19 protein-coding genes are annotated in these 23,984 nt (G+C 72.6%); 17 read left to right on the forward strand and 2 right to left on the reverse strand.

From position 1 onward, the window contains the following. Positions 1–253: 253 nt before the first annotated feature. Complete coding sequence (locus ABTZ54_RS30625; protein WP_351669411.1) at positions 254–1,417, forward strand: cysteine desulfurase family protein; 1,164 nt, start codon at positions 254–256, stop codon at positions 1,415–1,417. A 41-nt stretch (positions 1,418–1,458) separates the two neighbouring features. Here the strand turns inward: ABTZ54_RS30625 and ABTZ54_RS30630 are convergent, their stop codons facing one another. Further along, positions 1,459–2,145, reverse strand: a complete 687-nt coding sequence (locus tag ABTZ54_RS30630; protein ID WP_351669413.1) for an N-acetylmuramoyl-L-alanine amidase — start codon at positions 2,143–2,145, stop codon at positions 1,459–1,461. 60 nt (positions 2,146–2,205) lie between these two features. Here ABTZ54_RS30630 and mnmA point away from each other — a divergent pair, with 60 nt between their 5' ends. Continuing rightward, the gene (gene mnmA / locus ABTZ54_RS30635) at positions 2,206–3,336 is read left to right on the forward strand and encodes a tRNA 2-thiouridine(34) synthase MnmA (RefSeq protein ID WP_351669415.1); all 1,131 of its coding nucleotides are present in this window, start codon (positions 2,206–2,208) and stop codon (positions 3,334–3,336) included. A 92-nt stretch (positions 3,337–3,428) separates the two neighbouring features. Next, positions 3,429–3,773: a hypothetical protein gene (locus ABTZ54_RS30640; protein WP_351669417.1), complete on the forward strand. Its 345-nt coding sequence runs from the start codon at positions 3,429–3,431 to the stop codon at positions 3,771–3,773. 17 nt (positions 3,774–3,790) lie between these two features. On the opposite strand, the gene ABTZ54_RS30645 is transcribed toward ABTZ54_RS30640, so the two are convergent. Further along, the gene (locus ABTZ54_RS30645; RefSeq protein WP_351669419.1) at positions 3,791–4,339 is read right to left on the reverse strand and encodes a hypothetical protein; all 549 of its coding nucleotides are present in this window, start codon (positions 4,337–4,339) and stop codon (positions 3,791–3,793) included. Positions 4,340–4,437: 98 nt separating this feature from the next. On the opposite strand from ABTZ54_RS30645, the gene ABTZ54_RS30650 reads away from it, so the two are divergent. The 14 genes from ABTZ54_RS30650 to ABTZ54_RS30715 all read left to right on the forward strand — a co-directional run bounded on the left by ABTZ54_RS30650 (position 4,438) and on the right by ABTZ54_RS30715 (position 23,873). Further along, positions 4,438–4,980, forward strand: a complete 543-nt coding sequence (locus tag ABTZ54_RS30650; RefSeq protein WP_351669421.1) for an LOG family protein — start codon at positions 4,438–4,440, stop codon at positions 4,978–4,980. 7 nt (positions 4,981–4,987) lie between these two features. Next, a complete protein-coding gene (locus tag ABTZ54_RS30655; RefSeq protein WP_351669423.1) occupies positions 4,988–5,686 on the forward strand; it encodes an SDR family oxidoreductase in 699 nt (232 codons plus the stop codon). A gap of 4 nt (positions 5,687–5,690) precedes the next feature. Continuing rightward, on the forward strand, positions 5,691–7,748 hold the full coding sequence (locus ABTZ54_RS30660; protein ID WP_351669425.1) for a tetratricopeptide repeat protein: 2,058 nt from the start codon (positions 5,691–5,693) through the stop codon (positions 7,746–7,748). 65 nt (positions 7,749–7,813) lie between these two features. Beyond that, a complete protein-coding gene (locus ABTZ54_RS30665; RefSeq protein WP_351669511.1) occupies positions 7,814–8,776 on the forward strand; it encodes a methionine synthase in 963 nt (320 codons plus the stop codon). Positions 8,777–8,817: 41 nt separating this feature from the next. Continuing rightward, the gene (ligA, locus tag ABTZ54_RS30670) at positions 8,818–10,995 is read left to right on the forward strand and encodes an NAD-dependent DNA ligase LigA (protein WP_351669427.1); all 2,178 of its coding nucleotides are present in this window, start codon (positions 8,818–8,820) and stop codon (positions 10,993–10,995) included. 273 nt (positions 10,996–11,268) lie between these two features. After that, positions 11,269–13,404 (forward strand): putative bifunctional diguanylate cyclase/phosphodiesterase, encoded by a 2,136-nt coding sequence (locus tag ABTZ54_RS30675; protein ID WP_502997342.1) that lies wholly within the window; start codon positions 11,269–11,271, stop codon positions 13,402–13,404. A gap of 139 nt (positions 13,405–13,543) precedes the next feature. Beyond that, entirely contained in the window at positions 13,544–13,840 is a 297-nt protein-coding gene (gene gatC, locus ABTZ54_RS30680; protein ID WP_046905390.1) for an Asp-tRNA(Asn)/Glu-tRNA(Gln) amidotransferase subunit GatC, read from the forward strand. Between the two features lie 6 nt (positions 13,841–13,846). Continuing rightward, positions 13,847–15,349, forward strand: coding sequence for an Asp-tRNA(Asn)/Glu-tRNA(Gln) amidotransferase subunit GatA (gatA, locus tag ABTZ54_RS30685; RefSeq protein WP_351669431.1), 1,503 nt, complete (start codon positions 13,847–13,849; stop codon positions 15,347–15,349). Continuing rightward, entirely contained in the window at positions 15,346–15,591 is a 246-nt protein-coding gene (locus ABTZ54_RS30690; RefSeq protein ID WP_046905392.1) for a membrane protein, read from the forward strand. The genes gatA and ABTZ54_RS30690 overlap by 4 nt, the downstream gene beginning before the upstream one ends. 15 nt (positions 15,592–15,606) lie before the next feature. Beyond that, the gene (gene gatB, locus ABTZ54_RS30695) at positions 15,607–17,118 is read left to right on the forward strand and encodes an Asp-tRNA(Asn)/Glu-tRNA(Gln) amidotransferase subunit GatB (RefSeq protein ID WP_351669434.1); all 1,512 of its coding nucleotides are present in this window, start codon (positions 15,607–15,609) and stop codon (positions 17,116–17,118) included. A 143-nt stretch (positions 17,119–17,261) separates the two neighbouring features. Further along, a complete protein-coding gene (locus ABTZ54_RS30700) occupies positions 17,262–18,671 on the forward strand; it encodes a ricin-type beta-trefoil lectin domain protein (RefSeq protein WP_351669436.1) in 1,410 nt (469 codons plus the stop codon). Positions 18,672–18,843: 172 nt separating this feature from the next. Then, positions 18,844–20,943 carry a phosphocholine-specific phospholipase C gene (locus ABTZ54_RS30705; RefSeq protein ID WP_351669513.1) on the forward strand — a complete coding sequence of 700 codons (2,100 nt, stop codon included), beginning with the start codon at positions 18,844–18,846 and terminating at the stop codon, positions 20,941–20,943. 133 nt (positions 20,944–21,076) lie between these two features. Next, complete coding sequence (locus ABTZ54_RS30710; protein ID WP_351669438.1) at positions 21,077–23,338, forward strand: MMPL family transporter; 2,262 nt, start codon at positions 21,077–21,079, stop codon at positions 23,336–23,338. Next, complete coding sequence (locus ABTZ54_RS30715) at positions 23,316–23,873, forward strand: GNAT family N-acetyltransferase (protein WP_351669440.1); 558 nt, start codon at positions 23,316–23,318, stop codon at positions 23,871–23,873. The genes ABTZ54_RS30710 and ABTZ54_RS30715 overlap by 23 nt, the downstream gene beginning before the upstream one ends. Positions 23,874–23,984: the final 111 nt, after the last annotated feature.

The following is a 23,984-nucleotide window of genomic DNA, read 5'->3' on the forward strand; positions in this document are numbered from 1 at the left end:
CGTAGTCGAGCTCCCTGCCGTCGACCAGCAGCCCCTCCACCGTGCGCGTGTCGGGATCGATGTCGGCGACCAGGCCGTGGCCCTCGTAGATCGGTCGCAGTCCGGACACCCCCACCCCCGCGGAGGTACCGGCCCCCGTGGGGCACGGGGTGAAGCGGTAAAGCCGCGAGAACCGCAGGCCCGGCGAGATCCCACCCCCACAAACAGGCCACACACCGACCCGCCCCACCCGGCCTCGTAGAATCAATCCACCATGGCTTACCTCGACCACGCCGCGACCACGCCCATGCTCCCCGAGGCGATCGAGGCGATGACCGCCCAGCTCGCCGTCACGGGCAACGCCTCCTCGCTGCACGCCGCAGGCCGGCGCGCCCGCCGGACCGTCGAGGAGGCCCGCGAGACGCTGGCGAGCGCGCTGGGCGCCCGCCCCAGCGAGGTCGTCTTCACCTCCGGCGGCACGGAGGCCGACAACCTGGCGGTGAAGGGCCTCTACTGGTCCCGCCGCGCCGCGGACCCGCGCCGCACCCGCGTCCTGTCGAGCCCGGTGGAGCACCACGCCGTGCTGGACGCCGTCGACTGGCTGGCCACGCACGAGGGCGCGACGGTCGAGTACCTCCCCGTCGACGCGTACGGCAGGGTGCACCCCGAGGCCCTGCGCGAGGCGATCACCCGGGACCCGGACTCGGTGGCCCTGGCCACCGTGATGTGGGCGAACAACGAGATCGGCACGATCATGCCGATCCGCGAACTGTCGGACGTAGCGGCGGAATTCAACGTCCCCCTGCACGCCGACGCGGTCCAGGCCTTCGGCCAGATCGAGGTCGACTTCGCGGCCTCGGGCCTGGCCGCGATGACCGTCTCGGGCCACAAGATCGGCGGCCCGTACGGCATCGGCGCCCTGCTGCTCGGCCGCGAGTACACCCCCGTACCCGTGCTGCACGGCGGCGGCCAGGAGCGCCACGTCCGCTCCGGCACGCTGGACGTCCCGGCCATCGCGGCCTTCGCCGTGGCGGGCCGCCTGGCGGCGGAGGGCCGGGAGGAGTTCGCCCGCACCGTCGGCGCACTCCGCGACGAGCTGGTCACGGCCGTCCGCACGGCGGTCCCGGACGCGCTCCTGGGCGGCGACCCGGAGAACCGCCTCCCGGCCAACGCGCACTTCACGTTCCCCGGCTGCGAGGGCGACTCCCTGCTCCTCCTCCTGGATGCCGCGGGCATCGCGTGCTCGACGGGCTCCGCCTGCACGGCGGGCATCGCGCAGCCGAGCCATGTGCTGCTGGCGACGGGCGCGGACCCGGACCTGGCCCGCGGCACCCTGCGCTTCACGCTGGGCCACACGTCCACGCGGGAGGACGTGGCGGCGGTGGCGGAGGCGATCGGCCCGGCGGTGAAACGAGCGAGGACCGCGGGCCTAAGCTGACGAGGCCGAGGCCGACGGAGCCCGACGGAGCCCGACGGACCTCAGCCGGTCGAGGCGGTCGCCCGGTCCATCCGGTCCCGCTCCTTCCGCACAAGCCCCATATACCGCTCCCAGTCCCAGTGCGCCCCGGGATCGGTGTGATCGGTCCCCGGCACCTCCACATGCCCGATGACATGCTCCCGGTCGACGGGTATCCCGTACCGCCGGCATATGTCGGCCGTCAGCTTCGCCGAAGCCGAGTACATCGCCGCGGTGAACCCCTCGGGCCGGTCGACGAACCCCTCGTGCTCGATCCCGACACTGCGCTCGTTCATGTCCCGGTTGCCCGCGTGGAAGGCGACGTCGAGCTCACGCACCATCTGGGCGATGTGCCCGTCCTTGCGCACGACGTAGTGCGCGGCGGCGGCGTGCCCGGGATCCTTGAAGACCCGCACGGCCGAGTCGTAGCTCCCCTGCACGACATGGATCACGACCCGATCGATCACATAGTCGTCGGGCCGGTCCGCCCGCCGCCAGTTGTACCGGGACGCGGCGGTCCACTCGGCCCCCTTGTGATCGAGCGCGCCCTCGACCCGCTTCCGCTCGGTCCCGGGCAGCCGCCACCACAACCGCGCCAACTCGTCCCGAGCCAGCACGGCGGTACCGACGACGGCGACCCCGCCCCCGATCAGAAACGCCCGCCGCGAGGCCCCACCCTGCACACTCTTGCCACTGTTCCGCTTCCCCATATGACCGAGAACGCTTACTCCGGCGACCACGGTTCCCCGGCCCCGTACCCTGGTAGGGCTATGACTCAGACCCCGCAGCAGCGCCCCCTCCGTGTCCTCGCCGCCATGTCCGGCGGAGTCGACTCCGCCGTGGCCGCGGCCCGTGCCGTGGAGGCGGGCCACGACGTCACCGGCGTCCACCTCGCCCTGTCCGCGAACCCGCAGTCCTTCCGTACCGGAGCGCGGGGCTGTTGCACGATCGAGGACTCGCGCGACGCCCGCCGGGCGGCGGACGTGATCGGCATCCCCTTCTACGTGTGGGACCTGGCCGAGCGCTTCCGCGAGGACGTCGTGGACGACTTCGTAGCGGAGTACGAGGCGGGCCGCACGCCCAACCCGTGCCTGCGCTGCAACGAGAAGATCAAGTTCGCGGCGCTCCTGGACAAGGCCCTCGCGCTCGGCTTCGACGCCGTGTGCACCGGCCACTACGCGACGGTGCTGCTGCGCGAGGACGGCACGCGCGAGCTGCACCGGGCCTCGGACATGGCCAAGGACCAGTCGTACGTCCTGGGCGTCCTCGACGAGAAGCAGCTGGCGCACGCGATGTTCCCGCTGGGCGACACCCTGACGACCAAGGACGAGATCCGCGCGGAGGCGGAGCGGCGCGGCCTGGCGGTCGCCAAGAAGCCCGACAGCCACGACATCTGCTTCATCGCGGACGGCGACACGCAAGGCTTCCTGGCGACCCGCCTGGGCACGGCGGAAGGCGACATCGTCGACGAGTCGGGCACCAAGCTGGGCACCCACGAGGGCGCCTACGGCTTCACGATCGGCCAGCGCAAGGGCCTCCGCATCGGCCACCCGGCAGCCGACGGCAAGCCCCGCTACGTCCTCGACATCTCCCCGGTGAACAACACGGTCACGGTAGGCCCGGCGGAGTCCCTCGACATCACCGCCCTCACCGCGATCAAGCCCCGCTGGTGCGGCACGGCCCCCGAGGGCCCGGGCCGCTACACCGCCCAGCTCCGCGCCCACGGCGGCGAGACCCCGGTGAACGCGGAGCTGACCGACGGCGAGCTGAAGGTCACCTTCGACACCCCGGTCAGGGGCGTGGCCCCCGGCCAGGCGATCGTCCTGTACGACGACACCCGCGTGGTCGGCTCGGCGACGATCGCGACGACGGTCCGCCGCCCGGCGACGCAGCCGGCCTGAGTACGCGGCGCGGGGAGATGAGCACGCGCGCCCATGCCGGGCGGGCGGCCCAGAGGTGACGCTGGGGTCCACCTGACCCGGAGGAGCCGATCATGAACCCCGACACGTACGACGCCCTCTACGGCCCCTACCGCCCGGCGGCGCGGCGCCGGGGGACCGGGGTCGCCGTGCTGGCGGGCGTGCTGTGGGCGCTGGCCCTGCACCTACTCGCAGGGATCGCGTTCCTGGCGATGTGGGCGGAGGCCGATGCGGGGCCGACCGACGGGCTCCCCGTCCGATGGGTGGTGATCGGCCTGGCCGTCGCCGCCGCGCCGATCGGCCTGGCCCGCACGCCCGCGGTCCGTCGCCTGACCGTCCCGGGCCGGGCGCTGGTCACCGGTCTCGCCAGCTTCCTGATCGCGATCGGCCTCGCGGTCTGGGCCTGCGTTCAGAACTAAGGCGCGCCGCGCCCGGTCTACGCCGTGTAGAAGTCGGCCAGCACCGGCGCCAGGACATGCGGCGCCACTTCGTACGTCTGCCCGGTCAGCGTCCGATGCCGCCCCCGGGGAACGGCCGCGGCGACCGTACGCGCCGCCCTCCGCGTCCCGGCCGGGCTGGCGCCGCCGTCGACGACGAGGACGCGCGCGGGGACCCGCCCGAGCCGGTCGGCGGCCTCCGCCTCGTAGGGCGGCTCGTAGACCGACACGGCCCCGACCGGCACCCCGGCCGCCGCGGCGGCGAGCACCAGGTCGCCGCCGGACGCCGTCCCGTGCACGGCGGCGACGCCGCCCAGGGCGTCCACCAGGGCGGCGAGAGCGGCGATCCCGTTGCCTAATGGATCGGGCCCGCCGGGCCGCTCGTAGAGGATGACGGGGAAGCGCCGGGCGAGGAGCCCGGCGAGTGCCCGCTCACCACCGCCCCGCTCGCCCCCGCCGACCAGGATCACCGGGTCGCCGCCCCCGGCCCCGTACCGCTCGTACGAGAACCGCGTTCCGTCCTGCGCCGTGAAGTACACCTCGTCCATGGAAGCTCAGACCGGGACCGCTCCCCGAACTCATCGCTCCCCGGCGGAACTTCCCGGCAGAAATCTCGCCGCCGCCGCGAAGGCCTACCGTGGACCCCATGAACATCTGCGTCTTCCTCTCCGCCGCCGACCTCGACGAGCGTTACACCACCCCGGCCCGCGACTTCGCCACCCGCCTCGGAAAGGCGGGCCACACCCTGGTCTGGGGCGGCTCGGACACGGGCCTGATGAAGGTCGTGGCGGACGGGGTCGAGGAGGCGGGCGGGCGTCTGGTCGGCGTCTCGGTCGACTTCCTCGCGGCGAAGGCCCGCTCCCGCGCGGACGAGATGGTCATCACGAAGGACCTCGCCGAGCGCAAGGCTCAGCTCCTCGCCAAGTCCGACGCGATCGTCGTGATGGTCGGCGGCACGGGCACCCTCGACGAGGCCACCGAGATCCTGGAACTGAAGAAGCACGGCAAGCACACGAAGCCGGTCGTCCTCCTCAACACCGCCGGCTTCTACGACGGCCTCAAGTCCCAGTTCCGCCGCATGGAGGAGGAGGGCTTCCTCCCGCTCCCGCTCACCGACCTGGTCTTCTTCGCGGAGGACGGGGCGGCGGCGCTGACCTATCTGAAGGAGGCCGTGGGCGCGCGCGGATGATGCGAGCATGGGCCCCATGGCAACTCATGTGATCACCGGAGCGGGCTCCGGCATCGGTGCCGCCGTCGCGCGGCGGCTGCACGCGCGGGGGGACGAGCTCGTGCTGCACGCGCGGGACGCGGGGCGGGCGAAGGAGCTGGTGGCCGAGTTCCCGGGGGCGCGGACGCTCGTCGGGGACCTGGCGGACCCGGACCGGCTGTCGTGGGCGTTCTCGCATCAGAGCCTGCCCGAGCGGATCGACAGCCTGCTGCACATCGCGGGCGTCATCGATCTGGGGGCGGTCGGCGAACTCACGCCGAAGGCGTGGCATCACCAGCTCAACGTCAACCTGATCGCCCCCGCCGAGCTGACCCGGCACTTCCTGCCCCAACTGCGCCTCACCAAGGGGCACGTCGTCTTCGTGAACTCGGGCGCCGGCCTCAACGCGCACGCCGAATGGAGCGCGTACGCCGCCTCCAAGCACGGCCTGAAGGCGCTCGCCGACTCGCTGCGGCACGAGGAGCACGGCAACGGGGTGCGGGTCACCTCCGTGTACCCGGGGCGCACGGCCAGCCCCATGCAGGCGAAGGTGCACCAGCAGGAGGGCAAGGAGTACGACCCCGAGAAGTGGATCGACCCCGAGTCCGTGGCGACGACCATCGTCATGGCGATCGACCTGCCGCGCGACGCCGAGGTCAACGACCTGTCGGTCCGCCCGGGACGCTGAGCCGATGACGGGGGGCGGGGCGGCGGCGTACAACTCGGTCACCGGCGGGACGCACGGCACCGTCGTCCAGGCCGGGCACATCGAGCACCTCGTCGTGCGGCAGGCCCCGCCGCCGCCCGACGAGGTGACCGTCGCCCCGCCCTGGGGACGCCGGGGCACCCCGCTCCGAGGGCGGGACGAGCTGCTCGCGCGGCTCCGGGCGGCCGACGGCACGCATGTCGTGTACGGGCTCGGGGGCGTCGGCAAGACCAGTCTCGCCCTGGAGGTCGCGAGTGGCTTCGCGGCCGAGGGGGCGCCCGTGTGGTGGGTCGCCGCCCAGGACGCCGGGCGGCTCGCGGACGGGCTGCGCGCGGTCGCCCGGCGGGTGGGCCTGCGCGAGGACGACCTGGCCGCCGGGCAGACCGCCGACCTGCTGTGGGAGCGGCTGGCGTCCTTCGCCGGGCGCTGGCTGCTCGTCGTCGACAACGCGGACGAGCTGGCCCTGCTCGACGGACCCGGCTCCCTCGCCGCCGGTACGGGGTGGGTGCGCGTCCCGGCGGGCGGGGGCGGGGGCGGGCTCGTGCTCGTCACCACACGGGACGGCGACCCGGCCGCCTGGGGTACCGGGCCCGTACTGCACCCGTTGAGCGCGCTGCCGGGGGAGGAGGGTGCCCGGGTTCTCGTGGACCGGGCGGGGGAGGAGTCGGGGCCGCCTGCGGACGCCGAGTCGCTCGCCGTACGCCTTGGTGGGCTGCCGCTCGCCCTGGATAGCGCCGGTCTCTATCTGGCCTCCGTCACCGAACGCCCGGCCTTCCTCCGTACCCCCGGCGAACCCGCCACGTACGGGGCCTATCTCGCCGCCCTGGGGTCCGGGGACCTCGCCGTGGACGGGGACGGCACCCTCGCCCGTATCTGGGCCATGTCCCTGCGGCTGCTGCGCGACCGGGGGCACGCCCATGCCGAGGAGCTGCTGCGCCTCCTTGCCGGTTTCGCCGACGCGCCCGTGCCGCTGCGGGTCTTCGCGCCGGAGCGGCTCGCGATCCCGCCCGGCGAGCTGTGGAGCTGCCTCCAGGCCCTGGACCTGCTCGGCCTCGCGTCCCTGCGCGCGGAAGGGGAGCCGGTGGTGACGCTGCATCCGCTGGTGCGGGACGCCTACCGGGGGGAGCGGGAGCGGCTGTCGCAGGAGCTCGGGGTGCGGATCGAGGACCCGAAGGGGCTGGATCCGCTGTGGCCCCTGCTCGTCCCGCACCTGCTGCACGACCTCGGGCCGGGCGTCGGCGAGTCGGGCTGGATGGGCGCCGTCCGCGCGGTGCGGTCGCTGAGCGCGCGGGGCCTGGTCCTGGAGGCCGTGGAACGGGGTCTCGCCGTCCACGAGGGCGCGGCGCGCCACCTCCCGGCGGGCCACCGCACCCTCCTGGCGGCGGGCTGCGAGTACGCGGACGCGCTGCTGGCCTCGGGGCGGGAGGACGAGGCCCTGCACGTCCTCGACCGGCTCATCGGGGAGTCGGCGGCGGCCGAGGCGCCCGACGAGCTGCTCGTGGCGCGGGCCCGGAACCTGCGGGGCGTGGCCCTGCACCAGTGCGGCGATCTCGAAGCCGCCCGGGCCGAGTTCACCGCCCTGATCGAGGACGAGTCCCGCCTCCTGGGGGACGACGACCAGCAGACCCTGGCGGCCCGCGCCAACCTGGCCATGATCCTCGCGCTGCTCCAACGGACCGAGGACGCCCTGGCGGAGATGGACATCGTGCTGGCGGCGGAGACGCGGCTGCTCGGTCCCGACGACCGGGACACGCTCACGACCCGGATGAACCGGGCGTGGCTCCTGGGGGAGCTCGGCGACGAGGAGACGGCCCGCCGGGAGGCGGAGGCCGTCGTCGAGGCCCGGAGCCGGCGCTTCGGCCCCGACCATCCCGACACCCTCGCCGCCCGCTTCAACCTCGCCACCCTGGGCGACCCCGCGACCGCCCACGCCGAACTCACCGCCGTCCTCGCCGCCCGCACCCGCGTCCTCGGCCCCGACCACCCGGTCACGCTCGCCACCCGCGAGGCCCTGGAGCGCACGCCACGTACGCTTCCCGAGTGAGCGACAAGAGCGACAGCAGCGAGAAGAGCGTCTTCCCCTGGGGCCCCGCCACCGGGGTCGGGTCCATGCCGGGCGGGGACGCCCGGGAGGCCGCCAAGACCGTCACCGGGTCCTTCGAGGACTTCCCGTTCCTGGCGGAGCTGCCCGCGCGCGGGCCCGGCGCGGACATGATCGGGCGGACGGCGGGGATGCTCGTCGAGCTGTACGCGCATGTGGAGCCCAGCGGCTGGCGGATCAGTGACCGGCCGGGCCGGGACACCCGGCGGGCCAGGTCCTGGCTGGGGGAGGACCTGGACGCCCTGGAGGAGTTCACCCAGGGGTACGAGGGGCCGCTCAAGGTGCAGGCGGTGGGGCCGTGGACGCTCGCCGCCGCGCTGGAGCTGCGGGGCGGCGAGGCGATGCTCGGCGACGCCGGGGCCGTACGGGATCTGGCGGGCTCGCTCGCGGAGGGGCTGCGCGGGCATCTCGCGGAGCTGCGCAGGCGGGTCCCGGGGGCGCGGCCCGTGCTCCAGCTCGACGAGCCCTCGCTGACCTCCGTGCTGCTCGGGCAGATCCGTACCGCCAGCGGCTACCGCACCCACCGGGCCGTCGACCGGCAGGTCGTGGAGGGCACGCTGCGCGACGTGATGGCGGCGCACGACGGTCCCGTGGTCGTGCACACCTGCGCTCCCGGCGTCCCGTTCGGGCTGTTGCGGCGGGCCGGCGCGGCCGGTGTCTCGTTCGACTTCGGGCTGCTCACCGAGCGTGACGAGGAGCCGATCGGCGAGGCGGTGGAGGGCGGGACCGTGCTCTTCGCCGGTGTGGTGCCGTCGACGGACCCGGCCTCGGGGGCATTGTCGGACCCGGGCGGTAGCGTCATGGGTGTCAGGACGTTGTGGCGCAGGCTGGGGCTGAATCCGGGGACTCTCGCGAAGTCCGTGGTGGTCACCCCGACCTGTGGCCTCGCGGGCGCCTCTCCGGAGTACGCCCGCAAGGCGCTCGCCCACAGCGCCCGGGCGGCGAGATCGCTCGCGGACAACCCAGAGTGACCGGGGTGACCGGGTTTCAGGCATCGGGAGGACGAGAAACGGTGGCAGTCGAGCAGGGGGCCCCCGCCGAGGCGCGGGAGAAGCACGCCGAGCTGGCGGAGCAGGTCGAGGAGCACCGCTTCCGGTACTACGTGAAGGACCAGCCGGTCGTCAGCGACGCGGAGTTCGACCGGCTCCTCAGGTCCCTGGAGGCCCTGGAGGAGGAGTATCCGCAGCTGCGGACGCCGGACTCGCCGACGCAGAAGGTCGCGGGGGCGTACGAGACCGAGTTCACCTCCGTGGAGCACCGCGAGCGGATGCTCTCGCTGGACAACGCGTTCGACGACGAGGAGCTGGCCGCCTGGGCCGAGCGCGTCGGCCGGGACGTCGGCACCTCCGACTTCCACTATCTGTGCGAGCTGAAGGTCGACGGCCTGGCCGTGAACCTGACGTACGAGCACGGGCGGCTGACCCGCGCGGCGACCCGGGGCGACGGGCGCACGGGCGAGGACATCACGCCGAACGTGCGGACGATCGCGGACGTCCCGGACCGGCTGCGCGGCGACCGCGTCCCGGATCTCGTGGAGATCCGCGGCGAGGTCTACTTCCCGATGGACGCCTTCGAGGGGCTGAACGCGCGCCTGGTCGAGGCGGGCGACAAGCCCTTCGCCAATCCGCGCAACGCGGCGGCGGGTTCGCTGCGCCAGAAGGACCCGAAGGTGACGGCGACCCGCCCGCTGCACATGGTGGTGCACGGCATCGGCGCCCGCGACGGCTTCGACATCGACTGCCTGTCGCACGCCTACGAGCTGCTGCGCGAGTGGGGCCTGCCCACCGCCCGGCACAACCGGGTGGTCGACACGCTCGACGGCGTACGGGACTTCATCGCGTACTTCGGTGAGAACCGGCACTCGGTGGAGCACGAGATCGACGGCGTCGTCGTCAAGCTGGACGAGATCCCGCTCCAGGGCCGGCTCGGCTCCACGGCGCGCGCCCCGCGCTGGGCCATCGCCTGGAAGTACGCGCCGGAGGAGGTCAACACCAAGCTGATCGACATCAAGGTCGGTGTCGGCCGCACCGGGCGCGTCACGCCGTACGCGCAGGTGGAGCCGGTGACGGTGGCGGGTTCCGAGGTCGAGTTCGCCACCCTGCACAACCAGGACGTGGTGAAGGCCAAGGGCGTGCTGATCGGTGACACGGTCGTGCTGCGCAAGGCCGGTGACGTGATCCCGGAGATCCTGGGCCCGGTGGCGGATCTGCGGGACGGCAGCGAGCGCCCGTTCGTGATGCCGGCCGAGTGCCCGGAGTGCGGCACGCCGCTGAAGCCGATGAAGGAGGGGGACATCGATCTGCGCTGCCCCAACGCGCGGACGTGCCCCGCCCAGCTGCGGGAGCGGCTGTTCTTCCTGGCCGGGCGCCAGTGCCTGGACATCGAGAACTTCGGCGCGGTGGCGGCGGCGGCGCTCACCCGCCCGCTGGAGCCGGCCGAGCCGCCGCTGGTGGACGAGGGCGATCTCTTCGACCTGACGATCGAGCAGTTGCTGCCGATCAAGGCGTATGTGCTGGATCCGGACAGCGGGCTGCCCAAGCGGGACCCGAAGACGGGCGAGGAGAAGATCGTCACGGTCTTCGCCAACCAGAAGGGCGAGCCGAAGAAGAACGCGCTGGCGATGCTGGAGAACATCGCGGCGGCGAAGACGCGCCCGCTGGCCCGCTTCATCAACGGTCTGTCGATCCGCCATGTGGGCCCGGTCGCGGCCGAGGCGCTGGCCCGCGAGTTCCGTTCGCTGGAGCGGATCGAGCAGGCGAGCGAGGAGGAGCTGGCGGCCGTCGACGGGGTCGGCGGGATCATCGCGACCGCGGTGAAGCAGTGGTTCGCCGAGGAGTGGCACCGGGAGATCGTGCGCAAGTGGCGCGCCGCCGGGGTGACTCTGGAGGACGAGGGGGCCGGTGAGGAGATCGGGCCGCGTCCGCTGGACGGTCTGACGGTGGTCGTGACGGGCACCCTGCAGAACTTCACCAGGGATGGCGCAAAAGAGTCCCTGCAAGCCGGTGGAGCGAAGGTGACAGGTTCCGTTTCGAAGAAGACCGCCTTTGTCGTTGTCGGTGACAACCCGGGTTCGAAGTACGACAAGGCGATGCAGCTGAAGGTTCCGGTTCTGAACGAGGAGGGCTTCGCCGTCCTGCTGGAACAGGGCCCCGAAGCCGCCAGGGAGGTGGCCCTCCCGGTCGCCGAGTAGCCTCTCGACGGGCCGCGGAGGCTCACCCGTTCAGCGCATACCAGATCGTTACGGGTGGCCGGGTCGCATTCGGGCAAGAGAAGAAGAGCGCTGCCCGTAGAAGCCCTCCGCGGCCTAGTGTGGTGACCGTGCGTCCGCCGCGCACGGCTGTGTGAGGGCCCTGCCGGGTGCGGGAGCAGGACACGCGGTACGACGAGCGGCGGCACGACGGCCCAGTGGCATGACGACGGCCCCCGCGTTGCGACGGCACCGCCGGCTGTGAGAGGGACGGGAATGAAACCGACCGAGAGTGCCGCCCCGGTCGCACGGCCGCAAGGCCGTGCGGCGTTCGTGGGCATCACCTCCGGGCTGCCCGGAGCGCTGGTGGGCATCGCCGCCGTCGTGCTCGCCGCAGGGCTGTACCGGACGCTCAGCACCGGCCAGGGACTCTTCCCCGGCGGCGCCGCCGGCTGGTCCCTCGCCGTCCTCACCGGGCTGATCGTCGGCCATCTGGTCGCGCTCGGCCGCGACCGCTGGTGGGGCGGCACCGGCTCAGGCGCCGCCCTCACCCTGGCCGTCCTGCTGCTCTACGGCTGGGTGCCGGCCTGTCTCGTCTCCCTCTCCGTCGTCCTGCTCGTCGCCGCCGCCCGCCGGCACCGCTGGCGGCACGGCCTGCTGCACGGCGCCGTCGACGTGATCGGCGCCTGCGCCGCCGCCCTCGTCCTCGCCACCTTCGGCGACGTCCCGACCGTCGCCGACCCCTGGAGCCCCCTCGACTGGGGGATCGGCGACCTGCCGGAAGTCGCGCTCGCCGCCGTCGCCTACCTCGTGGTGACCCGGCTGCTGCTCTGGTACGCGCTCGCCCCCCAGGGCGGCGCCCTGCCCACCGCCGCCCGCACCGCCCTGCTCCGCCAGGGCCTGGTCGCCGTCGCCCTGCTCGGCATCGCCCCCCTCATCTGCGTCGTCGCCGTCGCCGTCCCCGCGCTGCTGCCGCTCTTCGTCGTCCCGCTGATCGCCCTCGACTCCACCCTGTGGATCGCCCGCGCCCGCGCCGAGGAGCAGCTGCGCGACCCGCTCACCGGACTGCCCAACCGCCAGTGGCTCCTGGAGCGCACCTGGACCGCCCTGGAGGAGGCCGAGGGCGAGGGCGTCCGCTCCGCGCTCGTCCTCATCGACCTCGACCGCTTCCGCTCGGTCAACGACACCCTCGGGCACCTCGCGGGCGACCGGCTGCTCCTCCAGATCGCCGAACGGCTCCGGCTCGCCCTGCCCCGCGGCGCCGAGGCGGCCCGGCTCGGCGGCGACGAGTTCGCCGTCCTGCTGCCCACCGCCGACTCCACCACCAGCGCCCAGCGCGTCGCCCGCCACCTCGTCGCCGAGCTCTCCTCCCCGCTCGACCTCGACGGGCTCACCCTCGTCCTGGAGGCCAGCGCCGGAGTCGCCGTCTTCCCCGAGCACGCCCTCGACGCCGAGGGCCTGCTGCGCCGCGCCGACGTGGCGATGTACCAGGCCAAGCGGGACCGCACCGGCGTCGAGGTGTACGAGTCGAAGCGCGACTCCAACACCCCCGACCGCCTCGGCCTCCTCGGCGACCTGCGCCGCGCCCTCGACGCCGGCGAGGTCGAGCTGCACTACCAGCCCAAGGTCCGCTTCGACGGCCAGGTGGCCGGCCTGGAGGCGCTGGTCCGCTGGGTCCACCCCGAGCGCGGCAAGGTCCCGCCGGACGAGTTCATCGCCATCGCCGAGTCCTCCGGCCTGATGCCCCACCTCACCGAGTACGTCCTGGAGACCGCCCTCGCCCAGGTCGCCCGCTGGCGCGCCCAGGGCCTCAACGTGCCGGTCGCCGTCAACGTCTCCCCGCGCGACGTGCACACCCCCGGCTTCGCGGGCGCCGTCGCCGCCCGGCTCGCCCGGCACGGCGTACCGGCCGGCGCGCTCCAGCTGGAGATAACGGAGCACGTCCTCCTGGAGGACCCGCAGCGGGCCGCCGACACCATGGCCGGGCTCACCGGGCACGGCGTCAAGATGTCGCTCGACGACTTCGGCACGGGCTACTCCTCCCTCGTGCACCTGCGCCGCCTCCCGGTCAGCGAGCTGAAGATCGACCGCTCCTTCGTCGCCCGGCTCGCCGTCGACAACGAGGACGCCGAGATCGTCCGCTGCACCGTCGACCTCGCCCACTCGCTGGGCCTGCTCGTCGTCGCCGAGGGCGTCGAGGACGACGAGACCTGGGAGCGTCTGCGGGACCTGGGCTGCGACGCGGTCCAGGGCTGGCTGGTCGCCGCCGCCATGCCGCCCGGCGAGACCACCGCCTGGCTGCGCGCCCGTGGCGAGCACGGCTGGCGCCGCCCCTCGGAGATCGCGGCGGCGGCCGCCGCGGCCGCCGCCGTGGCGCAGGCCGAGCACCCCTCGGGGCACGTGGTGCAGTGACCCGCGCCCCCGGCCGGGGGACCGGCCGGGGAGCGTCCCGGGACACCCCGGCGGACCGTCCCGGGCAAACCGTTTCACGGGCAGCGGTGCGGGCCCCCTAGGATTGGGCCAACACCATCAAGCACCCCTGAGGATCCGCATGCCTGGCATCACGCGCGAGGAGGTCGCCCACCTCGCCCGGCTGGCGCGTCTGGAACTCGCCGACGAAGAGCTCGATCACTTCGCCGGCCAGCTCGACGACATCATCGGCGCGGTCGCCCGCGTCTCCGAGGTCGCCGACCAAGACGTACCGCCGACCTCCCACCCGCTGCCGCTGACCAATGTCATGCGCGCGGACGAGGTCCGTCCGTCGCTCACCCCCGAGCAGGCGCTCTCCGGCGCCCCGGCCCAGGAGCAGCAGCGTTTCAAGGTGCCGCAGATCCTGGGGGAGGACTAAGAAGTCATGACGGACAACAGCATCATCATCAAGCTCACCGCCGCGCAGATCGCGGCGAAGATCGCCTCCGGCGAGCTCACCGCCGTCCAGGTCACCGAGGCCCACCTGGCCCGGATCGAGGCCGTGGACGAGAAGGTCCACGCCTTCCTGCACGTCGACCGCGAGGGCGCGCTGGCCCAGGCCCGCGCCGTGGACGAGAAGCGTGCCCGCGGCGAGAAGCTGGGCCCGCTCGCCGGTGTCCCGCTCGCGCTGAAGGACATCTTCACCACCCAGGGCATCCCGACCACGGTCGGCTCCAAGATGCTCGAAGGGTGGATCCCGCCCTACGACGCCACGCTGGTCAAGCGCCTGAAGGCCGCCGACGTGGTCATCCTGGGCAAGACCAACATGGACGAGTTCGCCATGGGCTCCTCGACGGAGAACAGCGCGTACGGCCCGACCGGCAACCCCTGGGACCTGACCCGGATCCCCGGCGGCTCCGGCGGTGGCTCCTCGGCCGCGCTCGCCGCGTACCAGGCCCCGCTCGCCATCGGCACGGACACCGGCGGTTCCATCCGCCAGCCCGCCGCCGTCACCGGCACGGTCGGCGTCAAGCCGACCTACGGCGCGGTCTCCCGCTACGGCATGGTGGCCTTCTCGTCCTCGCTCGACCAGGGCGGCCCCTGTGCCCGTACGGTCCTCGACGCGGCCCTGCTGCACGAGGCCATCGCCGGCCACGACCCGCTGGACTCGACCTCCATCGACGCGCCGGTCCCGCCGGTCGTCGAGGCGGCCCGCAACGGCTCGGTCGCCGGGATGCGCGTCGGCGTCGTCAAGCAGTTCCGCGGCGAGGGCTACCAGGCCGGTGTCGTGCAGCGCTTCGACGAGTCCGTCGAGCTGCTGAAGTCGCTCGGCGCCGAGATCGTGGAGCTGGACTGCCCCACCTTCGACCTCGCGCTCTCCGCGTACTACCTGATCGCGCCGTCGGAGTGCTCCTCCAACCTGGCCCGCTTCGACGGTCTGCGCTACGGTCTGCGCGCCGGCGACGACGGCACCCGGTCCGCCGAGGACGTCACCGCGCTCACCCGCGAGGCCGGTTTCGGCCCCGAGGTCAAGCGCCGCATCATCCTCGGTACGTACGCGCTGAGCTCGGGCTACTACGACGCCTGGTTCGGCTCGGCCCAGAAGGTCCGTACGCTCATCACCCGCGAGTTCGAGGCCGCCTTCGAGCAGGTCGACGTGATCGTCTCCCCGACGACCCCGACCACCGCCTTCGCGATCGGCGAGCGCGCCGACGACCCGATGGCGATGTACCTCGCGGACCTGTGCACCATCCCGACCAACCTGGCGGGCAACGCCGCCATGTCGCTGCCCTGCGGCCTCGCGCCGGAGGACGGCCTGCCGGTCGGTCTGCAGATCATCGCCCCCGCCCTGAAGGACGACCGGCTGTACAAGGTCGGTGCCGCCGTCGAGGCCGCCTTCGTGGAAAAGTGGGGTCACCCGCTGCTCGAGGAGGCTCCGTCGCTGTGAGTACCAGTGCACTGCAGAAGGCCAAGGGCTTCAAGAAGTCCAAGACCGGCACGTACGTGTCGATGGGCACCACCGCTTTCGGCGCGCTCAGCGTGGCCAAGCAGGTCAAGAAGGCGCGCGCCGAGCACGACACGCTGAAGCTGGTCGACGCCGTCGTGTCCGCCGCCGCCATCGTCACCGGCCTCGCGATCCTGTACCGCGAGCTGAAGCGTCTCGGCGACGACGACGTCCTGCTGGGCTGAGAGGGAAGTTCCACCGTGACTGTCACTGAACTGCTGTCGTACGAAGCGGCGCTCGCCACGTACGACCCCGTCATGGGCCTTGAGGTCCATGTCGAGCTGGGCACCAAGACCAAGATGTTCTGCGGCTGCTCGACCGAGCTCGGCCAGGACGCGAACACGCAGACCTGCCCGACCTGCCTCGGCCTGCCCGGCGCGCTGCCGGTCGTCAACGCGATCGGCGTCGAGTCCGCCATCAAGATCGGTCTCGCGCTGAACTGCGAGATCGCCGAGTGGTGCCGCTTCGCCCGGAAGAACTACTTCTATCCGGACATGCCGAAGAACTTCCAGACCTCGCAGTACGACGAGCCGATCGCCTTCAACGGCTATCTGGACGTCCAGCTGGAGGACGGCGAGATCTTCCGCGTGGAGATCGAGCGCGCCCACATGGAGGAGGACACCGGCAAGTCCACCCACATCGGTGGCGCGACCGGCCGCATCCACGGCGCCTCGCACTCGCTGCTCGACTACAACCGGGCCGGCATCCCGCTCATCGAGATCGTCACCAAGCCGATCGTCGGTGCGGGGGAGCGCGCTCCCGAGGTCGCCAAGGCGTACGTGGCCGAGCTGCGCGAGCTGATCAAGGCCCTGGGCGTCTCCGAGGCGCGCATGGACAAGGGTCAGATGCGCTGCGACGTCAACCTGTCGCTGATGCCGAAGGGTTCCACCACCTTCGGTACGCGTTCGGAGACGAAGAACGTCAACTCGCTGCGCTCCGTGGAGCGTGCGGCGCGCTTCGAGATCCAGCGCCACGCGGCCGTCCTCCAGGCCGGCGGCTCGATCCTCCAGGAGACCCGTCACTTCCACGAGGACGACGGCTCCACCACCTCGGGCCGCATCAAGGACAACGCCGAGGACTACCGCTACTTCCCGGAGCCGGACCTGGTCCCGGTCGCCCCGGCCAAGGCCTGGGTCGAGGAGCTGCGGGCGGCCCTGCCCGAGCTGCCCCGGGTGCGCCGTAACCGGCTGCGCGAGGAGTGGGGCGTGTCCGAGCTGGACATGCAGGCCATCCTCAACGCGGGCGCGGTCGACCCGATCGTCGCCACGACCGAGGCGGGCGCCGACGCGGCGTCGGCGCGGAAGTGGTGGATGGGCGAGCTGGCCCGTAACGCCAACGAGCAGGGTGTCGCGCTCGACGAGCTCGCGATCACCCCGGCGGACGTCGCCCGTGTGTCGGCCCTGGTCGCCTCCGGTGACCTGAACGACAAGCTGGCCCGCCAGGTCATCGAGGGCGTCCTCGCCGGCGAGGGCACCCCGGACGAGGTCGTCGAGAAGCGGGGTCTGAAGGTCGTCTCGGACGACGGCGCGCTCGGCACGGCCGTCGAGGAGGCCATCGCGGGCAACGCGGCCATCGCCGACAAGATCCGCGGCGGCAAGGTCGCGGCGGTCGGCGCGCTGGTCGGCGCGGTCATGAAGGCCACCCGCGGTCAGGCCGACGCGGCGAAGGTCAAGGACCTGATCCTGGAGAAGCTGGGCGTCAGCGAGGGCTGATCCCGTCTTCCCGTACGGGCACGAGGGCGCCCCGCACCGGAGCTTCGGCTTCCGTGCGGGGCGCTCTGTCGTCGGTGGACGAGGTGTGGATACGATCACGCCGCTCCTTAAAAGATCTTCACATCGACGCAACGGGGGAACGCATGTCCGCCTCACGCAGAGCCCTGGCCTTCCTGGCCGCGGGCTGTCTCTCACTGATAGGCCTCCAGGCCGGACCGCTCGCGCCGGAGGCCGCCGCGGCCACCGACAGCGGCCAGTTCCAGGGGGTCAACTGGGCCGATCCGAGGGACAACTACGCGAGCGACGAGCTGGTCCTCTCGGGCCTCTCGAAGACCGACGACTTCCCGACGACGTACGCCAAGTCGGCGGCGATCGTCGGCCAGTTCCAGAGCAAGTTCGGCGTGAACACGGTCCGGCTGCCCGTCAACCCGGCCACCGTCAACGGCGCGTACTGGCAGTCGTACACGGGGGCCATCGACGCCGCCGTGCACAAGGGCTTCAAGGTCCTGCTGGGCTACTGGGAGGCCCCGGAGACCAAGGACGGGAAGATCGACAACCAGGCGTCCTACGACGCCATGTGGTCGACGATCCTCGCCAAGTACGGCGACTCCCGCCAGGTCTACTTCGAGCCGATGAACGAGCCGTTCGGCTACACGGCCGCGCAGTGGACCGACGTGGCCGCCCGCTGGCTGACCGACCACGGCCAGAACATCGCGCGCGAGCGGGTCTTCGTGGGCGGCTCCGGCTACAGCGAGGACGTGCGCCCGGTCTGCGCCGACTCCCGTCTGGCCGGCACCCACCTCTCCCTGCACCACTACGGCTTCTGGCACGGCGACTGGAAGGACCGCGCCCAGTGGGCGGCCGACCTGCGCACCAAGGTCGGCGGCTGCGCCTCCCGCACGGTCCTGACCGAGTTCGGCTCCAACCTGGCGAGCGGGCTCGACTACAACGGCCCGGTCAACGACTCGAACGAGATCGCGTACCTCCAGGGCGACACGGACACCCTGCGCGAGCTCGGCATGGGCTCCGTCTACTGGCCCGGTCTGCGCAACGGCGACTGGTACAGCCTCACCGAACTCCAGGGCACCGGCACGGACCTGACCCTGCGCACCACCAACCAGTCCGCCGCCGACCGGCTCGCCTGGGCCTGGTTCGGCACCGGCCGCCCGTCCGTCCAGAACGGCGTGCTGCGCGGCATCGGCTCCGGCCACTGCCTGGACGTGCCCGGCGCCTCCCAGCAGGCCGGCAGCTCGCTGATCATCTGGTGGTGCACCGCCGGCTCGCCGAACCAGCAGTGGGCGTACACCCCCGAGAAGGAGCTGCGCGTCTACGGGAACATGTGCCTGGACGCCGACCACGGCGGGCGCGCGCTGATCATCTGGTACTGCAACGGCGGCGACAACCAGAAGTGGACCTTCAACGCCGACGGCACGGTGACCAACCGGATGAACGGCTTCAACATCGACGTCTCCGGCGAGGCCACGGCCCCCGGCAGCTCCGTCGCCCTCTGGTACGGCAACGGCGCGCCGAACCAGCGCTGGCAGCGGAGCTGATCCCGCCCGCCGCGGGCGCGGCGGTGCTCCGGCACGCGTTCACCGCCGCGCCCCCGCGGGGTCTTCTTCCGGCCACCCCGTCTCTCTAGCGTCCCTGACGTACCCAACCCCTGGCTCGAAGGCGAGCCAGGGGTGTCAGGCCCGCGACTGGAGGTCGGTCTTGTCCACGGAGATGAACCCTGAGCTGTCCCGCAGGAGGCTGTTCGCGCTGGGCGGCGGCGCTCTCGGGGTCGCCGCCGCGGGATCGCTGCTGCCGCCGTCGCTCCAGGCGGCGATGGCCGCCGAGCCGCCGGCCGGGGGGCTCTCAGCGGTGCGGCACGTGGTGATCCTGATGCAGGAGAACCGGTCCTTCGACCACTACTTCGGCACCCTGCGCGGTGTCCGTGGATTCGGCGACCGCAATGCCATCGAACTGCCCTCCGGCAGGCCCGTGTTCGAGCAGCCCGCCGCCCCCGGACGGACCGTGCTGCCGTTCCCGGTGCGCGGGGCCGCCGAGACGCAGAAGAAGGACCTCCAGTACATAGGCGACCTCGACCACTCCTGGGGCGGCGGCGCCAAGGCCTGGCACGGGGGGTGGATGGACGGCTGGGTCTCGGCCAAGACCGCGGCCACCATGGCGTACTACGACCGGCGGGACATCCCGCTGCACTACGAGCTCGCCGACACCTTCACCATCTGCGACGCCTACCACTCCTCCATCCACACCTCCACCAGCCCCAACCGCAACCATCTCTGGTCCGGCTGGACCGGACACGAGGCCGACGGCAGCCGCGCCGTCACCAACGCCGCCTACGCGGAGGGCACCCACCCCGGCTACGGCTGGTCCACCTACGCGGAGCGGCTCGAAGCCGCCGGGCGGAGCTGGAAGACGTACACGGAGTGGGAGAACTTCACCGACAACAACATCGAGTTCTTCACCAGCTTCAAGAAGATCGCCCGCAAGGCGCTCGCCGGAACCGGCGGGCACACCTTCATGGAGTCCTTCTACGCGGCCGTCCGCGACACCTCCGACGCCGCCGAGCGGACCCGGCTGCTCGGGCTCCTGGAGGAGGGCGTGGCGACCCTCACCGCCGCCGAGCGCTCCCTGTTCGAGCGCGGTCTGCGCCGGGTCGAGACGGGCACCCTCGCCGACGCCTTCCGCGCCGACGTCGCCGCCGGGACGCTCCCCGAGGTCTCCTACCTGGTGCCCTCGGCGGTCGACTCCGAGCACCCCGGCGCCTCCTCGCCGGTCGCCTCGGCCTCCCTCGTCTACAAGGTCCTCGACGCCCTCGGCGCCCACCCCGACGTCTGGCGCCACACCGTCGTCCTGATCAACTACGACGAGAACGACGGCTTCTTCGACCACGTGCCCCCGCCCGTCCCGGCCGCCGACGACCCGGCCGGCGACGCCGAGCGCTGGAAGGGGCAGCCCACCGGCCTCGGCATCCGGGTCCCGCTGCTCGTGGTCTCCCCGTGGTCGGTCGGCGGCTACGTCTGCTCCGAGACCTTCGACCACACCTCCGTGGTCCGCTTCCTGGAGCGGCTGACCGGGATCCAGGAGCCCAACATCACGCCCTGGCGCCGGGCCGTCACCGGCGACCTCACCTCCGCCTTCGACTTCAAGCGCACCCGGCGGCAGCCGCCCGTGGAGCAGCCCGGGCCCGTCCCGCCCTTCACCGGCCGCTGGCGGCCCCAGCCCCCGGCGGTGCAGTCGATGCCCGTCCAGGAGCCCGGCAGCCGCCCGGCCCGCCCGCTGCCGTACCAGCCGGACGCCTCGGCCACGGTGGGCGAGGGCGCCGTCACCGTCGCGCTGCGCAACACCGGCCGGGCGAGCGCGCACTTCGCGCTCTACCCGTACGCGGGCGAGTTCGCCGTCCCGCAGCACCGGGACGTAAGGGGCACGGCGCAATGGACGGTGCCCCTTACCCGGGACCGCTACCGCTTCACCGTCACCGGCCCCAACGGCTTCCGCCGCGAGTTCGAGGGCCCCGCCGGCGGGGGCGCCCAGCTCACCTCGCGCGTCGACCACCACGACCGTGACCTGCACCTCACCGTACGCAACGACTCCACGGCCCCGGTCTCCTTCACCGTCCGGCCGCTGGGGTACGTCGACGAGCGCGACCTGCGCGACTGGACCCGCACCGTCACGGTCAAGCCGGGCCGGACCCGTACCGTCGTGCACTCCGCGGCCGACGCCCACGGTTGGTACGACGTCGAGGTGACCGGGCCCGACGGCTTCCGCCGGCGCCTGATGGGCCACATCGAGAACGGGCGTCCCAGCGTCTCGGGGTAAGTCGTCCCCCGGGGGTCGGGACCTCGGTCCCGACCCCTCCGGACAACCTGTGAGGATCGCCACGAAACGGTCAAACGATCACTTTTGGCTGTAACAGTGGGGCGAGTACCGATCCACCCAGGGAGCGCGTCCGTTGGCAGCCATCGCACGGTGGTGCATCAAGCACCGCCTCGTCGCCGTTCTCCTCTGGCTGTTCGCCCTCGGCGGGGCCGCGACCGGAGCGGTGGTCGCCGGCAGCGCGTACTCCAACGACTACGAGGTCCCCGGCACCGAGTCCGGCCGTGCCACCGCCCTGCTCGACCAGGGCTTCCACGGCGCCGGCGGGGACACCGACACCATCGTCTGGCACACCGACCGGGGCAGCGTCCGCGCCGCCGCCACCGAGCAGCGGATGACCGCCATGCTCGACCAGGTCGCCGACCTCCCCGGCATCGCCTCCGTTGCCTCCCCGTACGGCCCCGGCCCCGCCCAGGGCCAGATCAGCGAGGACGGGCGCACCGCCTACGCCACCGTCACCTTCGACGCGCAGGCCGACGACATCCCCGAGAGCCAGGCCAAGGCCCTCGTCGACACCGCCAAGGCCGCCGCTACCGACGACGTCCAGGTCGCGCTCGGCGGCAGCGCCGTCGCCCTCACCGAGGCCCCCGGCGGGCACATCGCGGAGGCCGTCGGCGTGATCGTCGCGGCGGTCGTCCTCTTCGTCGCCTTCGGCTCGCTCGCCGCCTCCGTGCTCCCCATCGCGACCGCCCTGGTCAGCGTGGGCATCGCCTACTCCGGCATCGTGCTCCTCGGCCACCTCATGACCGTCGCCGACTTCGCCCCGATGCTCGGCATGCTCATCGGCCTCGGCGTCGGCATCGACTACGCGCTGTTCATCGTCACCCGGCACCGCAAGGGCCTCAAACGCGGCCTGCCCGTGCCCGAGGCCGCGCGGATCGCCGTCGCCACCACCGGCCGCGCCGTGGTCTTCGCGGGCGCCACCGTCTGCATCGCGCTGCTCGGCATGCTGATCCTGCGGCTCAGCTTCCTCAACGGCGTCGCCATCGCCGCCTCCCTGACCGTCGTGCTCACCGTCGCCGCCTCCGTCACCCTGCTGCCCGCGCTGCTCTCCCTCATCGGGATGCGCGCCCTCAGCCGCAGGGAACGCCGGCAGCTCGCCGAGCACGGCCCCCAGCCCGAGCTGCCCACCGGCTTCGCCGCCCGCTGGTCCGCCTTCGTCGAGCGCCACCCCAAGCTGCTCGGCGCGGTCGCCGCCGTCGTCATGGTGGTGCTCGCGCTGCCGACCTTCTCCCTCCACCTCGGCACCTCCGACCAGGGCAACAACCCCGCCTCCGCCACCACCCGGCAGGCCTACGACCTGCTCGCCGAAGGCTTCGGGCCCGGCGTCAACGGGCCGCTGACCCTCGTCGCCTCGCTCGACGGCGCCGACGCCAAGGTGGCCATGAACGAGCTGCCCGCCACGCTCGCGCACACCAAGGGCGTCGCCTCGGTCTCCCCGGTCACGTACAACGGCAGCGGCGACACCGCCGTGCTCACCGTCGTCCCCGACTCCTCGCCCCAGTCGAAGGCCACCAGCGAGCTCGTCGACCGGCTCCGCCACGACGTCCTGCCGACCGCCTCGGACGGCACGTCGCTCCAGGTCCACGTCGGCGGCGTCACCGCCTCGTACGACGACTTCGCCGACATCATCGTCGGCAAGCTGCCGCTCTTCGTCGGCGTCGTCATCGCCCTCGGCTGCGCCCTGCTGCTGCTCGCCTTCCGGTCGATCGGCATCCCGCTCAAGGCCGCGCTCATGAACGTCATGGCCGTCGCCTCCGCCTTCGGCATCGTCGTCGCGATCTTCCAGTGGGGCTGGGGCAGCGAACTCCTGGGCCTGGGCAGCGCCGGACCGATCGAACCCTTCCTGCCCGTGATCATGGTGTCGGTGCTCTTCGGGCTCTCCATGGACTACCAGGTCTTCCTGGTCAGCCGGATGTACGAGGAGTGGCTGGAGACCGGCGACAACCGGCGGGCGGTCCGGGTCGGGCTCGCCGAGACCAGCCGGGTGATCAACTCCGCGGCGGTCATCATGATCTCCGTCTTCCTCGCCTTCGTCCTCTCCGGCGACCGTGTCATCGCGATGTTCGGCATCGCGCTCGCCGCCGCCGTCGCGCTCGACGCCTTCGTCCTGCGCACCCTCCTGGTCCCCGCCCTCATGCACATGCTCGGCGGCGCGAACTGGTGGCTGCCCCGCCGCCTCGACCGGCTGCTGCCCCGGATCAGCATCGAGCCCCCGGAGTGCCGGGCCGCCGCGGACGCCCGCGACGCCGACCCCGGCCATGCGAAGATCCCTGCGCAACGAGTGACCGTTCCGCAGGCCGAGGAGCACGACGATGTTCGCGATACAACTGGGTGACGACGGTGCCGCGCTGACCCCCCTGGAGCCCTGGCAGGCCGAGGAGCTGCTCGCCCACATGGACCGGGGCCGGGAGTTCATCGGCGCCCACGTCGGCCTCCCCGACGTCGTCACCGACCTCGCGTCGGCCCGCTCCTACCTCCAGTCGTACGCCGACAAGACCGCCCGCGACGAGGGCCGGCTCTACGGCATCCGCCTCGACGGCGCCCTGGTCGGCGGCGTCATGTTCCGGATCTTCGACACCGAGAGCGGGATGGCCGAGGCCGGCTGCTGGGTCGAGCCCGGGTACGCGGGCCGGGGCCTGGTCACCCGCGCCTGCCGCGCGATCATCGACTGGGCGATCGAGGTGCGCGGCATCCACCGCGTCGAGTGGCACGTCTCCTCCGCCAACACCCCCAGCATCGGCGTCGCCCGCCGCCTCGGCATGAGCCGCGACGGCGTCATGCGGGAGAGCTACCCCTACCGGGGCAAGCGCGCCGACATGGAGGTCTGGTCGGTCCTGGCCCACGAATGGCGGGCGGCGAAGGCGTCCTAGGGCCCCGGCCCGGCACCACCTAGGGTCCCCCTAGGCGGCCCCTAAGGCCCCTCAGGCATCACCTAAGGCCCCCCGTACGCCGAACATGCGGCACTCTCCCGATGTGACCGC

This window comes from Streptomyces sp. NPDC094032 (genome assembly GCF_040303965.1).
Classification (GTDB): Bacteria; Actinomycetota; Actinomycetes; order Streptomycetales; family Streptomycetaceae; genus Streptomyces.

Bases quoted from the DNA above. Each gene is read 5' to 3' on its own strand.
- ABTZ54_RS30625 (WP_351669411.1), top strand. From the start codon at position 254: ATGGCTTACCTCGACCACGCCGCGACCACGCCCATGCTCCCCGAGGCG.
- ABTZ54_RS30630 (WP_351669413.1), bottom strand. From the start codon at position 2,145: ATGGGGAAGCGGAACAGTGGCAAGAGTGTGCAGGGTGGGGCCTCGCGG.
- mnmA (WP_351669415.1), top strand. From the start codon at position 2,206: ATGACTCAGACCCCGCAGCAGCGCCCCCTCCGTGTCCTCGCCGCCATG.
- ABTZ54_RS30640 (WP_351669417.1), top strand. From the start codon at position 3,429: ATGAACCCCGACACGTACGACGCCCTCTACGGCCCCTACCGCCCGGCG.
- ABTZ54_RS30645 (WP_351669419.1), bottom strand. From the start codon at position 4,339: ATGGACGAGGTGTACTTCACGGCGCAGGACGGAACGCGGTTCTCGTAC.
- ABTZ54_RS30650 (WP_351669421.1), top strand. From the start codon at position 4,438: ATGAACATCTGCGTCTTCCTCTCCGCCGCCGACCTCGACGAGCGTTAC.
- ABTZ54_RS30655 (WP_351669423.1), top strand. From the start codon at position 4,988: ATGGGCCCCATGGCAACTCATGTGATCACCGGAGCGGGCTCCGGCATC.
- ABTZ54_RS30660 (WP_351669425.1), top strand. From the start codon at position 5,691: ATGACGGGGGGCGGGGCGGCGGCGTACAACTCGGTCACCGGCGGGACG.
- ABTZ54_RS30665 (WP_351669511.1), top strand. From the start codon at position 7,814: ATGCCGGGCGGGGACGCCCGGGAGGCCGCCAAGACCGTCACCGGGTCC.
- ABTZ54_RS30675 (WP_502997342.1), top strand. From the start codon at position 11,269: ATGAAACCGACCGAGAGTGCCGCCCCGGTCGCACGGCCGCAAGGCCGT.
- gatC (WP_046905390.1), top strand. From the start codon at position 13,544: ATGCCTGGCATCACGCGCGAGGAGGTCGCCCACCTCGCCCGGCTGGCG.
- gatA (WP_351669431.1), top strand. From the start codon at position 13,847: ATGACGGACAACAGCATCATCATCAAGCTCACCGCCGCGCAGATCGCG.
- ABTZ54_RS30700 (WP_351669436.1), top strand. From the start codon at position 17,262: ATGTCCGCCTCACGCAGAGCCCTGGCCTTCCTGGCCGCGGGCTGTCTC.
- ABTZ54_RS30705 (WP_351669513.1), top strand. From the start codon at position 18,844: ATGAACCCTGAGCTGTCCCGCAGGAGGCTGTTCGCGCTGGGCGGCGGC.
- ABTZ54_RS30715 (WP_351669440.1), top strand. From the start codon at position 23,316: ATGTTCGCGATACAACTGGGTGACGACGGTGCCGCGCTGACCCCCCTG.